14 protein-coding genes are annotated in these 12,808 nt (G+C 69.1%); 10 read left to right on the top strand and 4 right to left on the bottom strand.

Translation table 11 applies throughout. From position 1 onward, the window contains the following. The gene (locus FNH24_RS14975; RefSeq protein ID WP_152362998.1) at nucleotides 1-999 is read left to right on the top strand and encodes a DUF402 domain-containing protein; all 999 of its coding nucleotides are present in this window, start codon (nucleotides 1-3) and stop codon (nucleotides 997-999) included. Nucleotides 1,000-1,342: 343 nt separating this feature from the next. Next, nucleotides 1,343-2,455, top strand: coding sequence for a magnesium and cobalt transport protein CorA (locus tag FNH24_RS14970; RefSeq protein WP_343031801.1), 1,113 nt, complete (start codon nucleotides 1,343-1,345; stop codon nucleotides 2,453-2,455). A 36-nt stretch (nucleotides 2,456-2,491) separates the two neighbouring features. Here the strand turns inward: FNH24_RS14970 and FNH24_RS14965 are convergent, their stop codons facing one another. Next, complete coding sequence (locus FNH24_RS14965; protein WP_161606143.1) at nucleotides 2,492-3,250, bottom strand: AraC family transcriptional regulator; 759 nt, start codon at nucleotides 3,248-3,250, stop codon at nucleotides 2,492-2,494. A 144-nt stretch (nucleotides 3,251-3,394) separates the two neighbouring features. Between FNH24_RS14965 and FNH24_RS14960 the strand changes: the two genes are divergently transcribed. The 4 genes from FNH24_RS14960 (at nucleotide 3,395) to groL (ending at nucleotide 6,693) form a co-directional block, all read left to right on the top strand. After that, nucleotides 3,395-4,171 (top strand): phytanoyl-CoA dioxygenase family protein, encoded by a 777-nt coding sequence (locus FNH24_RS14960; RefSeq protein WP_246186908.1) that lies wholly within the window; start codon nucleotides 3,395-3,397, stop codon nucleotides 4,169-4,171. Nucleotides 4,172-4,242: 71 nt separating this feature from the next. After that, nucleotides 4,243-4,611, top strand: coding sequence for a hypothetical protein (locus tag FNH24_RS14955; protein WP_152362996.1), 369 nt, complete (start codon nucleotides 4,243-4,245; stop codon nucleotides 4,609-4,611). A gap of 154 nt (nucleotides 4,612-4,765) precedes the next feature. Next, nucleotides 4,766-5,062, top strand: coding sequence for a co-chaperone GroES (groES, locus tag FNH24_RS14950; protein ID WP_152362995.1), 297 nt, complete (start codon nucleotides 4,766-4,768; stop codon nucleotides 5,060-5,062). A gap of 20 nt (nucleotides 5,063-5,082) precedes the next feature. After that, nucleotides 5,083-6,693: a chaperonin GroEL gene (groL, locus tag FNH24_RS14945; protein ID WP_152362994.1), complete on the top strand. Its 1,611-nt coding sequence runs from the start codon at nucleotides 5,083-5,085 to the stop codon at nucleotides 6,691-6,693. A gap of 105 nt (nucleotides 6,694-6,798) precedes the next feature. Here the strand turns inward: groL and FNH24_RS31965 are convergent, their stop codons facing one another. After that, nucleotides 6,799-6,948, bottom strand: coding sequence for an alpha-galactosidase (locus FNH24_RS31965; RefSeq protein ID WP_217428237.1), 150 nt, complete (start codon nucleotides 6,946-6,948; stop codon nucleotides 6,799-6,801). Between the two features lie 347 nt (nucleotides 6,949-7,295). On the opposite strand from FNH24_RS31965, the gene FNH24_RS14935 reads away from it, so the two are divergent. Further along, entirely contained in the window at nucleotides 7,296-7,778 is a 483-nt protein-coding gene (locus tag FNH24_RS14935; protein WP_152362993.1) for an NUDIX hydrolase, read from the top strand. 83 nt (nucleotides 7,779-7,861) lie between these two features. Here FNH24_RS14935 and FNH24_RS14930 read toward each other — a convergent pair whose 3' ends face one another. Continuing rightward, complete coding sequence (locus tag FNH24_RS14930; RefSeq protein WP_217428236.1) at nucleotides 7,862-9,358, bottom strand: MFS transporter; 1,497 nt, start codon at nucleotides 9,356-9,358, stop codon at nucleotides 7,862-7,864. 85 nt (nucleotides 9,359-9,443) lie between these two features. Between FNH24_RS14930 and FNH24_RS14925 the strand changes: the two genes are divergently transcribed. After that, nucleotides 9,444-9,827 (top strand): MarR family winged helix-turn-helix transcriptional regulator, encoded by a 384-nt coding sequence (locus tag FNH24_RS14925; protein ID WP_152362991.1) that lies wholly within the window; start codon nucleotides 9,444-9,446, stop codon nucleotides 9,825-9,827. 2 nt (nucleotides 9,828-9,829) lie between these two features. Here FNH24_RS14925 and FNH24_RS14920 read toward each other — a convergent pair whose 3' ends face one another. Next, nucleotides 9,830-10,861, bottom strand: a complete 1,032-nt coding sequence (locus FNH24_RS14920) for an aldo/keto reductase (RefSeq protein WP_246186907.1) — start codon at nucleotides 10,859-10,861, stop codon at nucleotides 9,830-9,832. Nucleotides 10,862-10,945: 84 nt separating this feature from the next. Between FNH24_RS14920 and FNH24_RS14915 the strand changes: the two genes are divergently transcribed. Both FNH24_RS14915 and FNH24_RS14910 read left to right on the top strand, forming a co-directional pair. Next, nucleotides 10,946-11,896, top strand: coding sequence for a LysR family transcriptional regulator (locus FNH24_RS14915; protein ID WP_152362990.1), 951 nt, complete (start codon nucleotides 10,946-10,948; stop codon nucleotides 11,894-11,896). Between the two features lie 53 nt (nucleotides 11,897-11,949). Next, a complete protein-coding gene (locus tag FNH24_RS14910; protein WP_152362989.1) occupies nucleotides 11,950-12,795 on the top strand; it encodes a hypothetical protein in 846 nt (281 codons plus the stop codon). The last annotated feature ends 13 nt before the right edge of the window (nucleotides 12,796-12,808 follow it).

Genomic DNA, 12,808 nt, shown 5'->3' with positions numbered 1-12,808 from the left:
ATGAATCCGATGGGTCTGGCGATCACGGTCCGCAAGATCAAGTTGGACGGTGTCCGGAGCGAGCACACAGCGACGTTGATCGAATCCAACGCCGAGGGCCGCTGGCTGTTCAGCCCGGCCGGCACCGTCGTGACCAGATCGGACGCAGAGCCGTACCGGCAGCCGGCCGACGGGGTGCAGTTCTTCCCGCACGGGCAGTGGTTCGCCGCCTGGCACTTCGCTCCCGCGATGACCCCGACGGACCCGATCTGGACCCGGCCCTGGCTGGCCATCGACATCAACGAGCCGGCCCGCTTCGACGATGAGTCCGGTGGGATCACGTTCCTCGATCTCGAGCTCGACCTGTGGTGCGCCGCGGACGGCGCGGAGATCGTTGATCAAGAAGACCTGGCTGAGGTTGAGCGGCGCGGCTTGATCACGACGGAGACCGCGGCCCGGGTCCGGCGAACTGCCGCGAATCTCGCCGCCGCCCTGCATCAGGACTACCGGTCGGCGTTCGACGGCGTGGGCTGGCGGCTGCTGGAGCAGGCCCGGGACCCGATCCCGGGCGGACCGGGCTGGCAGCACAACGCCCTCACCCTGCGTCCGGTGATCACCGACATCGACGACTTCCGAGCCGAGTTCACCGCCGACCCGTGCGCGGACGCGATCGAGGCGCTGTGGTCGGGTCGTCCGGCCGAGGCCGCCGCTCACCTCGACGCGATGTTGATCACCGATCCGGGCTCGGTCCGGCTGCGCGCGCTGCGGGCCGACTGTGATCGTGATCTTGGTCGGGTCGATGCGGCGATCGAGACGTACCGTCAGCTCCTCGCGGAGACGACCGGCACTCCGCGCGAGGGGACCGTCCACCAGCATCTCGGCAAGGCCCTGTTCGCGGCCGGTCGTTACGGCGAAGCCGCGGAGTGCTTCGACCGGGCGGCGACGTCGCGCCGCGGCGGTGATCCCGCTTCGCTCACTTCGGCTCTGCGCTCCCGCGACCGGGCCCGCCAATTGGGCTAGAGCTGCCCTGCAGCACGGCAGGTCGCACCTCAGTTCTCCGCGCCGACCCGTCACTTGTGCGCCGACACGCCGCAAAAATGGCCGCGGATGTGACGGGTCGGCGGGGTTCGGGGTGTCCGGGTCGTGGCATGGGTTGGTGCGGTTTCCCTTGCGGGGCTACCCTTGCTGAGGTTGCGATCTGCGCCCGCGTGCGCCCGGAGTCGAGGAGGTGAGGACTATGAGTCCTGGTCAAAGTACCCAGCTCCGTCCTCAATCCAGCTCGAATCCGGACGTCGTTCCGGGCGACTGAGCGGTCGCCCGATGACGATTGCGCGGGTTCGCCGACGTAGCGGGAGCAACCCCCATGTCGATCCTTCGGCTCTTCCGGGTCTCCAAGACCCTCAATCACCATGACGGCACACTGATGCCCGACCTGCCCACCACCGACGAACGACGCGGCGGTGTCATCGACAACGCGATCTACGTCGACGGCGTCCGGACCAGCAGTCCGGCCAGCCTCGACGAGACGTACGAACTGCTCCGCGAGCGGCGTGGTCTGGCCTGGATCGGTCTGTATCGGCCGACCGAGGACGAGATCAACTCGGTCGCGAACGAGTTCGAGCTGCATGATCTTGCGGTCGAGGACGCCATCTCGGCGCATCAGCGGCCGAAGCTGGAGCGCTACGGGCACACGCTGTTCGCGGTGCTCCGGCCGGCCCGCTACCTGGACGACGTCGAGCGGGTCGAGTTCGGCGAGCTGCACGTCTTCATCGGGCCCGAGTTCGTGGTCACCGTCCGGCATGCCGAGTCGCCCGACCTGGCCCACGTCCGGCGGCGCCTGGAGGAGAACCCGGATCTGCTCTGTCGCGGCCCCGAGGCGATCTTGTACGCGATCCTGGATCAGGTGGTCGATGAGTACGGCCCGGTGGTCGCCGGGCTGGAGAACGACATCGACGAGATCGAAGATCAACTCTTCAACACCGGTGACGACACCGTGTCCCGGCGGATCTACGAGCTGTCCCGTGAGGTGATGGAGTTCCAGCGCACGACCAAGCCGCTGCTGGACATCCTGACCGCTCTGGAACGCGGCTTCGAGAAATACCGGGTCGACGTCGAGCTGCAGCGCAACCTGCGCGACGTCCATGATCACGTGATCCGGATCGTGGAGCGCGCCGACTCCTACCGCGCCCTGCTGCAGAACGCGCTCACCGTGCACGCGACCATGGTCGGCCAGCGGCAGAACGCCGAGATGCAGCAACTGACCGAGTCCAGCCTGGCCCAGAACGAAGAGGTCAAGAAGATCTCGGCCTGGGCGGCGATCCTGTTCGCCCCAACCCTGGTCGGCACGATTTACGGGATGAACTTCGACTACCTGCCGGGCTCGGACTGGATCCTGGGCTTCCCCGTCGCGATCCTCGCCACCGTCACCACCGGCCTGATCCTCTACCTGGTCTTCAAACGCCGCCGCTGGCTCTGAGTCGCGCGGCGTCGGCCGCCCCGGTGTCGATCATGGTCACGGCGGGCCGCGCAGGGCGCCGGGTCTGGAGCCGGTCTCGGCGGCAATCACCCGGCTCAGATGGCTCGCCGAGGCGAAGCCGCAACGATCGGCGATGGCAGCCTGGGTGAGGTCGGACCGGCGCAACAGCCCCAGCGCGTGGCGGACCCGGACGGCCCGCAACGCCGCCTGTGGGGTCATTCCACGGTGCAGGCCGAAGAACTGCCGCAGGCTCGAGGTCGAGACGCCGACCTCGGCCGCGCTGCCGGCGATGCTGATCGGCCCGGCGAAGTGCTCCTCGAAGAACTGCTCCACCGCGCGGACGATCTCCTCCGCCCGGTCCGGCCGCTCGCTCGGATGATGTCGTTGCAGCGTGAGGTCGATCGCGGTGATCATGGCCGAGATCAGTCGCGGGTCCCGGCGGGCGCCCAGGCCGTCCTCGCGGAGCAGGACGCTCAGGAAGGTGCCGAGATCGCGGGCCGCCGGACCGTCGCATCGCTCGGGCCAGGGGTGGTCGGGCGGAGCCCGCAACACCAGGTAGTAGTTCGCGTACGCGGTGTGGGCGATCTCGGCATGGGCCGCCCCGGGCCGGAGCACCAGGACGGTCCCCGGTGACACGTCGTGCCGCCTCCCATCGACGATCGAATCGATCCGTCCGGACCGGTGATAGGCGACCTTCCAGCCCGCGTGCCGATGTGGTGCCGCGTGCTGGCCGGCACGGGCGGAGTGGGCGCCGACGGTCAGCATCGTGATCTCGGGGCTCGGCGTTCGGTGCATGATCAATCCTCCCATGATCTCGCTGTCTTGAAGAGACTGAGCCACTGGTTGTTGATCCATGCATCTTCGTCCGGCTTGGGTGTATTGGCTCGGCGAGGCCCCGACTGATCGGCTGGGTCCATCTCGACGACCAAGGAGAGCATCGTGACCGACCACCCCGTGACCAGCACCAGCGCCGCCCTGGCCGACCTCGGAGTCACCGACGACAGCCTGTCGCCCGAGCAGCGTGCCCAGCTCGACCAGGACGGCTTCGTGATCCTCGTCGGGCACATCCCCGATGATCTGCTCGCCGCCTTCCGGTCCCGCACCGACGAGTTGCTGGAGCAAGAGGGCGCCGCCGCCGGGCATGAGGTGCCGCAGGGCGGCGGCGTCGCGGCGCTGGCGGACCTGCTGAACAAGGGCGAGATCTTCGAGCGCTGCTACACCGATCCCGCGGTGCTGGCCGCCGCCAGACAGGTGATCGGGGAGGAGTTTCGGGTCAACTCCCTGAACTACCGTGCCTCGCTGCCCGGCCAGGGGCACCAGGGTCTGCACGGGGACTGGGACGGCGCGGTCCCCGACGGGGATTTCCACATCCTCAACTCCATGTGGGTGCTGGACGACTTCACGGAAGACAACGGCGCCACCCGGCTCGTGCCCGGCAGTCACCGGTCGGGGCGGTGGCCGGCCGACGAGCTCGAGCAGACCACCGACGACCATCCCGATCAGATCTACGCCACCGCTCCGGCGGGGTCGGTGATCATCTTCAACGCCCACGTCTGGCACGGGGGCACGCTGAACCGGACGCAGCGCCGCCGCCGCGGCATGACGATGTCCTTCCGGCGTCGCGACGAGCCGCAGCAGCTCGATCAGGCCCACTACATCCGCAAGGCCGTCTACGACCGGATCTCACCGGCCCAGCGTTTCCTGCTCGACGTGTGAGTCGTCTCTATCTGGTCTTCAAGCGCCGCCGCCGGCTCTGACCCGGCGGGCCATCGCGTACGCTGACCGCCGTGTCGCCGCTCAATGTGCTGCTCGTCGTGCTGTACGTGGCGGCCGGCGTCGCGGCGGCGTGGGAGGCCCGGCGGAAGGGCTACCACGACCTCATCTTCACCGTCCTCGGTGTGCTGCTCGGCCCGATCCTGTTGTTGATCATGCTGTTCCTGCCGCCCCGGCCGCTGAAGATCGGCCAGACGGTCCGCCCGGCGGCACCGATCGCGCTGGAGGACGGGCGCCGGATCAAGCCGAACCACGTCACGGTGGTCCGGGCGATCAAGCAGGTCGATGGTGAGCTGGTCTGCCTGATCACGTCGCCCGAGGGGACCCGCCACTGGGTCGCTCAGGAGGCGCTGTCGCGGGTCGGCGGGTCACCGAAGCGCTGACCGTACGGTCCGCTGGCACTCGCTGAGGGGGAGTGCTAATCTCGGGTTGGCACTCTCTACCCGAGTGTGCCAACTCGACCGGGACGGCACCGCGACGACGGCTCGGCTGAGCATCCCATGCACATACACCATCACCTGTGAAAGGGGTTTGAACGTGGCAGTCACGATCAAGCCGCTCGAGGACCGCATCCTCATCGAGCCGCTCGAGGCCGAGCAGACCACGGCATCCGGACTGGTCATTCCGGACACCGCGAAGGAGAAGCCGCAGGAAGGCAAGGTCCTCTCCACCGGACCGGGCCGGATCGACGACAACGGCAACCGGGTTCCGCTGGACGTCGCCGAGGGTGACGTCGTCATCTTCAGCAAGTACGGCGGCACCGAGGTCAAGTACGACGGCAAGGACCTGCTGCTGCTCAACGCGCGGGACATCCTCGCCGTCGTCACCAAGTGATCCGGTAAGGGGACTCATCTATGCCAAAGATCCTTCAATTTGACGAGGAGGCCCGTCGCTCCCTGGAGCGCGGTGTCGACATCCTCGCCAACACCGTGAAGGTCACCCTCGGCCCCAAGGGACGCTACGTCGTCCTGGACAAGAAGTGGGGCGCGCCGACGATCACGAACGACGGTGTCACCGTCGCTCGCGAGGTCGAGCTCGAGGATCCGTACGAGAACCTCGGCGCTCAGCTGGCCAAGGAAGTCGCGACCAAGACCAACGACATCGCCGGTGACGGCACCACCACGGCCACCGTGTTGGCGCAGGCTCTGGTGCACGAAGGTCTGAAGGCCGTCGCCTCCGGCGCCAGCCCGGTCGGGCTGAAGCGTGGGATCGACGCCGCCGTGGCCGCGGTGGAAGCGCGTCTCCGGGAGAACTCCCGCGAGGTGCAGACCACTCAGGACATGGCCTCCGTCGCGACCATCTCCGCCCGCGATCCGCAGATCGGCGAGTTGATCGCCGAGGCGTTCGACAAGGTCGGCAAGGACGGTGTGATCACCGTTGACGAGTCGCAGACCATGGGCACCGAGCTCGAGTTCACCGAAGGCATGCAGTTCGACAAGGGTTACCTGTCGCAGTACTTCGTGACCGACGCCGAGCGGATGGAAGCGGTCCTGGACGACCCGTACATCCTGATCCACTCCGGCAAGATCAGCTCGATGAGCGAGCTGCTGCCGCTGCTGGAGAAGGTCATCGGAGCTTCCGGCACCCTGTTCATCGTGGCCGAGGACGTCGAGGGCGAAGCCCTGTCGACCCTGGTCGTGAACAAGATCAAGGGCACCTTCACCTCGGCCGCCGTCAAGGCTCCGGCCTTCGGTGACCGGCGCAAGGCCATGCTGGAGGACATCGCGACGCTGACCGGTGGTCAGGTCGTGACTCCGGATGTCGGCCTCAAGCTCGACCAGGTCGGGCTCGAGGTGCTGGGCCGCGCTCGCCGTGTGGTGATCACCAAGGACAACACCACGGTGGTCGACGGCGCCGGCTCCTCCGACGAGGTGCAGGCCCGGGTGAAGCAGTTGCAGGCCGAGATCGAGCGGACCGATTCCGATTGGGATCGCGAGAAGCTGCAGGAGCGGGTGGCCAAGCTGGCCGGCGGCGTCTGCGTGATCAAGGTCGGCGCGGCCACCGAGGTCGAGCTCAAGGAGAAGAAGCACCGGATCGAGGACGCCGTCTCCGCGACGCGCGCCGCGATCGAGGAGGGCATCGTCGCCGGTGGCGGCTCCGCCCTGGTGCACGCCTCCCAGGCGCTCGACGGCGGGCTGGACCTGGCCGGCGACGAGAAGGTCGGTGTCGCCATCGTCCGCAAGTCGCTGGTCGAGCCGCTCCGCTGGATCGCCGAGAACGGTGGCCAGCAGGGCTACGTCATCGCCTACAAGGTGGCGGAGCTCGAGGTCGGCCACGGCTACAACGCCGCGACCGACGAGTACGGCGACCTGGTGGCCGCCGGCGTGATCGACCCGGTCAAGGTGACCCGGTCCGCGCTGGCCAACGCCGCTTCGATCGCCTCGCTGCTGCTCACCACCGAGACCCTCGTGGTGGACAAGCCGGAGGAAGAGGACGCACCGGCAGCCGCCGGTCACGCCCACTGACCCAACGGTCAACGGCAAGACCTAGCTAGACAACGGGCCTCGGGCCCTCCCCGACGATCACGTCCGGGAGGCGCCCGGGGCCTATATCTTTTCCAGGTCCGTCGGTCAGCCGAGGATCAGCGGGAGCCTCGGGGCCAGGTCGCCCAGGGCGGTCCGCTCCGCGTCGGTCGGGCGGCGTCGGCCGGTGCCGATCAACAACGCGTCCGGATCGGACCACGTCCCCGGGAACGCGGCGCCGGCGATCTCCTCGAGCATCCTGCGGGACCGGGCCAAGGGATTCGGTCGGCGGTGCGGTCGCGCCGGGCCGGTGCGCGATCAGGTCGAGATGGTGCAGGGTCCACTCCAGCACGTACGCGGAGAGATAGTCGCCGGCGGTGAGCACCTGGTCCTGGGTGCGAACCCGGAGGTCAGGGTCGGCCAGCTCGGCGGCGCGTCCGGCCGCGGCGCCGACATCGTCGAGGTGGTACGTGAGCAACGCCGGGTCCTGATACGCCGCGGAAGAGTTCCACAGCGACACCCTCTCTAGACCCCGACATGTCAGACTCTGGGCACGCTATAGCGTGCCCAGAGTCTGACAAGTCGGGGTTGGTTAGGCTGCGGCGGTGATCGAGGAGAGGGTGCGGCGCAGCGCAAGGGTCCTGTTGGCGGACCCGGCCGATCGGTTTCTGCTCTTCTCCGTCACCGATGACGGCGCGACCCGGTGGTTCGCCCCGGGCGGCGGGCTGGCCGACGGCGAGACGTACGCGGAGGCCGCGGTACGCGAGCTGTGGGAGGAGACCGGGCTGACCGTCGAGCCGGCCGAGCTCGGCCCGGAAGTGTGGCACGGCACCCCGTGGGCCTCTGTCCGGGACGGTGTCACCTTCCGCAACCTGCAGCGCTACTTCTTCCTCCGCGTCCCCGGCTTCGAGATCGACACCTCTCGGTTCGAGCCGCTGGAACGGGCCGCGATCGACGGCCACCGCTGGTGGACCATCCCGGAGCTGCGCGCCACCGCCGACTGCCTCCGCCCCGCCGGCCTGCCTGACCTCCTGGCCCGTCTCCTGCTCACCGGTCCGCCCACGGAACCGATCCTCGTCGCCGGCTGACCCGAACCAACCGATGCCGAGACGTCACATCCGCTGCGACACGCCGACAGAACGGCCGCGGATGTGACGTCTCGGCGGGTTGGTCAGACGCCGGCGGGGATGCGTTCGGGTTCGGGTTCTGATTCCGGGTCGGGGGTCGGATCCGGTACGACCTCGCGGGCCGATCGCTTGGGCAGCAGGGCGACCACCAGGCCGGCTGCGGCCACCGCCAGGGCCAGGAAGAGGCCGGGGCGGAACTGGTCCAGCATCTGTTGCGGGGTCGCGGTCGCCCCGGCGGCGGCGTGGCCACCGCCGACCACCAGGGCGGTGGTCACGGCCAGCACCAGCGCGGCGCCGACCTGGGTGCTGGTCTGCAGCAGTCCGGCGGCCAGGCCCTGCTCGGAGTTCTTGATCCCGGAGGTGGCCTGGACGTTGATCGACGGGAAGCCGAGGGCGAAGCCGACACCGAGCAGGATCACCGAGGGCAGGATGTCGAGCAGGTAGTTCGGGGAGGTCCCGACGCGCAGGAACAGGATGTAGCCCAGGGCCAGCGCGCCCAGCCCGACCATGATCAACTTCCGGGCGCCGATCCGATCGATGAAACGGTCGGCGAAGGGGGCGGTGAAGGCCACCAGCAGGCCGGCCGGCAACAGGGCGAGGGCCATCTGCAGTGGCTGCCAACCGAGCACCGACTGCAGGTACAGCGTGACGATGAACTGGAAGCTCAGGTAGGAGCCGAAGAGCGCCACGATGCTCAGGTTGGCCCGGGCCACCCAACCCTGCTTGAGGATGCCGAATCTGATCAAGGGATGCTTGGCCCTGGTCTCGATCAGACCGAAGGCGCCCAGGATCAGCGCGGCCAGCACGAAACCGCCGATCGTCCGCGGTTCGGTCCAGCCGACGTCCGGCGCCGAGACCAGGGTATAGACCAAGATCAGCATGCCGATCGGCAGCGTGATCGCGCCGGCCAGATCATGACCGCCGCCGGGCTCGGGCTTGTCCTTCGGCACGAAGAGCAGGCCCATGATCACCGCGGCCACCGCGAACGGCACCGAGAAGAGGAAGGTCCAGCGCCAGCTGAGGGTGGTCATCAGCCCGCCGACGATCAGGCCGAGCGAGAAGCCCGAGGCGCCGAAGGTGGAGAAGATCGAGATCGCCTTGTTCCGGGCCGGGCCCTCGGCGAAGTTGGTGGTGATGATCGAGAAGCCGGTCGGCGCGGTGAACGCGGCGGCGACGCCCTTGATGAAGCGCATCGCGATCACCAGCGTCGGATCGGAGACCAGCCCGCCGACCAGCGACGCGAGCGCGAAGACGGTCAGCGCGATCAGGAAGATCCGGCGCCGGCCGAGCAGGTCGGCCAGTCGGCCGCCGAGCAGCAGCAGGCTGCCGTAGCCGAGCACGTAACCGGAGACGATCCATTGCAGGGCGGCGGTGTCGAGCCGCAGTTCGCGGCCGATGGAGGGCAGCGCGACACCGACCATCGAGACGTCCAGACCGTCCAGCGCCAGCACGATGCTGACCGTCAGCAGCAGGATCCACCGGCGACGGGTCCAGGTCGAGGAGTCCGCGGCGTTCGCCGCGGCGGTGTTGAGTGAAGTCACCTGAGGAAGATATATGCGGAAGCATTGAATGCGCAAGCAACTTATGCCTTTGCATTTTGTACGTCCGCATGATAAGACTGTGGTCATGAGCGGAGTCGTCGAGACTCAATTGGTCGAGCAATGGCGCGAGTTGCAGGGCACCTACCTGCGGACCTCCATGGCGATCGACCGCGAACTGACCCACGAGTTCGGCATCGGACTGAGCGAGTTCGAGGTGCTGGACCTGGTCTGCGACGTGCAGGACCCCGAGCAGCCGTGCCGGATGAAGGACCTGAGCCAGCTCACCTCGATGACCCAGAGCGCACTGTCCCGGGTCGTCGACCGGCTGCACAAGGCCGACCTGGTGCATCGCAAGACCTGCGACGACGATCGCCGGGCGCTCCTGGTCGGCCTGACCGAGAAGGGGCGCGAGCTGCACGACCGGGCCGTCGTCGCCCATCGTCACCTGCTCGCCGAGCACCTGTCCTGACGTCAGGGTAGGCCGCGCGCCCAGGCCAGCACGTCGTACGGATACGGCAGTTCGCGCTCGCTCGCCGTCGTCAACGTCTCCAGTTGATCATGGTCCAGGGACCAGCCGACGGCACCGAGATTGTCGTCGAACTGCTCGAGGGTCCGCGCCCCGATGATCGGGGCGGTGACACCCGGTCGCTGCAGCAACCAGCGCAACGCCACCTGGGCGACGCTGCGTCCGGTCTCGGCCGCCACCTTGTCGAGCGCGTCCAGCACCCGCCAGGTCGGCTCGCCCGCATACCTGCTCCAGGCCGGGTCGCCGCCGGCGTTCAGCCGCTCGATCCGGCTGCCCGACAAGGGTTCGGTCATCCCGCGCCGATAGCGGCCGGTCAGCAGCCCCATCCGCAACGGGCTCCAGGCGATCAGGCCGAGCCCCTCGGCCAGGCAGAGCGGCACCAGCTCCCACTCGGCGTCGCGGTCGAGCAGGTTGTAGAGCGGCTGCAGACAGACGTACGCCTCGCGGCCGGCCTGCCGGGCCAGGGCGATCGACTTCTGCAACTGCCAGCCGGAGAAGCTGCTGGCGCCGAGGTAGCGGACCTTGCCGGCGCGAACAAGATCATCCAGCGTCGACAGGGTCTCCTCCAGCGGCGTCGTCTCGTCGAAGACGTGCGCCTGGTACAGATCGAGATAGTCGGTGCGCAGCCGCCGCAGGCTGCCCTCGACCGCGGCGATCAGGTGCTTGCGGCCGAGGCCGCGGTCGTTGGGGCCGGGCCCGGTGCGATGGAACACCTTCGTCGCGATCACCAGGTCCTCGCGCGAACGGCCGGCCAGCCAGCGACCGAGGATCTCCTCGGACCGGCCGTCCTGGTATCCGTCGGCGGTGTCGATCAAGGTCCCGCCGGACGCCGCGAAGCGGTCCAGCATCCGGCCCGCGGTCTCCTCGTCGGTGTCGCCGCCGAACGTCATCGTGCCCAGGCCCAGCTCGGAGACCCGCAGGCCGGTCCGTCCCAGAAACCGTTGCTCCATGGCGATTCCCCCCTTGTTCATGATCATCACGTCCACGGTAGGTCTCGGACATTGATGCGTCCAATGCAATCATCGGGACGATTCCATGCATGCGACGCATAAAATGATGGGATGGAGTTCTATCGGTTGCGCTCCTTCGTCGTGGTCGCCGAGGAGCTGCATGTCGGCCGGGCAGCCGACCGGCTGCGGCTGGCCCAGCCGACCCTGAGCCGTCAGATCGCTGCGCTGGAAGGCGATCTCGGGGTGTTGCTGTTCAGTCGAGATCGCCGCCGGCTGCGGCTGACCTCGGCCGGCCAGGTGTTTCTCGAGCACGCCAGAGACCTGCTGCAGCGGGCGGACGGCGCGGCCGTCGCGGCTAAACGCGCGGCCGCCGGTGAGCTCGGTGAGCTCCGCCTGGCCTTCGTCCAGTCGGCCACCTACGAAGCGCTGCCCGAGCTGCTCGGCCGGTTCCGGCAGAGCTGTCCCGAGGTCCGGTTGAAGCTCAGCCCACTGACCACGTTGCGGCAGCTGCCGGCGCTGCTCGGCGGCGGGCTCGACGTCGGTCTGCTCCGCCCGCGGCAGCCCCGGGCCGGGCTGCCCGACCTGCGGACCCACGTGATCTCACACGACCCCTGGACCGTCGCGCTGCCGGCCGGGCACCGCCTGGCGCGGCTCCGCCGGGTCCGGGTCGCCGATCTCGCCACCGAGGATTTCGTGCTGTACGCCAGCGAGGCCGGATCGACCGGCCACGATCAGATCCTCGACGGCTGCCGGGCCGCGGGCTTCGAGCCCCGGATCATCCAGGAGACCGCTGACGCCCAGACCACCGTGGCGATGGTCGCCGCCGGCCTCGGGGTGTCGCTGCTGCTCCGCCCGGCGCCGCCGATGGATCCTGGCCTCGTCGCCTACCGGCCGCTCCGGGATCCCTGGCCTGGTTGGGATCTCGCGATCGCCTGGTCACCCGACAACCCGTCGGCCACGCTGCGCCGCTTCCTCGAGCTGGCCGGGGTGCGACCGGCGAGCCGGACGCCCGGCAAGGCCGGCATCCCAACGGCACCAGCAGGTGGCCCGGTCGCCGGGTAAGGTCGCCCGCGCGTCTGCGGGCGGCGCGACTGTCGGGCGAGCCGGGAGGCCAGATGAATTCACGCAACGCGGGCGGCGCGAACAGCTCCGCGACGACGCCCCGTCCCACCGCGCGCGACCTGCTCCTCGGTCGCCGCTACGGGGTGCACCGGTTGATCGTGTTCTGCCTCGTCGTCGTCCTGGTGGTCGTGATCGTTTACGCGGTCATCGCCGGCCGGACCGCCACGTTGGAGGGCCTGCCCGGAGTCGCTCGGATCGACGGCGTGAAGCACGAGGTGGAGCTGGCGGCCCGGGTTACCCCCGCCGAGGCCCGGGTGATCTTCGACCGCGCCCAGCAGCTCGAGGACTCCTGGACCCTGCGGCTCGGTTCGGTCAGCCTGGCCACCCCGCAGGAACCCGAGGTGATCGACCAGCCGAGGTCCGTCGACCTGTTGCAGCGGCTCGGCACCGCCCGGCTGGCCGAGCCGGGAGTGATCATCGTCGATCCGTACTCGCCGGTGATCGACGCCGAGCCCGCCACTCCGGACCGGGCCATCCCGCTGGCCCGGGCCCTGGTCGCCGCCCTGGCGGCCGGCGAGCCCGTGCCGGCCGACCGGCTCGCGGTGCGGGACTCCCCGACGGCCGGGGCCAAGGTGACCGTGGCCGAGGCCGCGCTGCACCGGCCGGCCGAGGTCGACGAGGTGCTGGCCCTGCTGCAGCGCGTACCGAAGCTCCACCAGGCGGTGCTCGGCGAGCGGCTCAAGGTCCGCGTCCAGGCCAAGGTGGAGGCGGGCGCCGAGTCGGCCTGCCGCGATGCCCGGCAGGTCCTCGGCCAGCGGGCCGACCTCGACCTCTCGGTGCAGTTCGGCCACCAGCCGGAGCCGGGCGATGATGCCGAGAGCAAGTCGCGTCCCTGCTGACCTCGGTCGGTGA

The organism is Microlunatus speluncae (genome assembly GCF_009299835.1).
GTDB classification, from domain to species: Bacteria; Actinomycetota; Actinomycetes; order Propionibacteriales; family Propionibacteriaceae; genus Microlunatus; species Microlunatus speluncae.
Note: the sequence above shows the minus strand (reverse complement) of the source record. Positions and strands in the feature narration are given on the sequence as shown.

Bases quoted from the DNA above. Each gene is read 5' to 3' on its own strand.
- FNH24_RS14965 (WP_161606143.1), bottom strand. From the start codon at position 3,250: ATGCACCGAACGCCGAGCCCCGAGATCACGATGCTGACCGTCGGCGCC.
- FNH24_RS14925 (WP_152362991.1), top strand. From the start codon at position 9,444: ATGAGCGGAGTCGTCGAGACTCAATTGGTCGAGCAATGGCGCGAGTTG.
- FNH24_RS14920 (WP_246186907.1), bottom strand. From the start codon at position 10,861: ATGATCATGAACAAGGGGGGAATCGCCATGGAGCAACGGTTTCTGGGA.
- groL (WP_152362994.1), top strand. From the start codon at position 5,083: ATGCCAAAGATCCTTCAATTTGACGAGGAGGCCCGTCGCTCCCTGGAG.
- FNH24_RS31965 (WP_217428237.1), bottom strand. From the start codon at position 6,948: ATGCTCGAGGAGATCGCCGGCGCCGCGTTCCCGGGGACGTGGTCCGAT.
- FNH24_RS14915 (WP_152362990.1), top strand. From the start codon at position 10,946: ATGGAGTTCTATCGGTTGCGCTCCTTCGTCGTGGTCGCCGAGGAGCTG.
- FNH24_RS14970 (WP_343031801.1), top strand. From the start codon at position 1,343: ATGTCGATCCTTCGGCTCTTCCGGGTCTCCAAGACCCTCAATCACCAT.
- FNH24_RS14975 (WP_152362998.1), top strand. From the start codon at position 1: ATGAATCCGATGGGTCTGGCGATCACGGTCCGCAAGATCAAGTTGGAC.
- FNH24_RS14910 (WP_152362989.1), top strand. From the start codon at position 11,950: ATGAATTCACGCAACGCGGGCGGCGCGAACAGCTCCGCGACGACGCCC.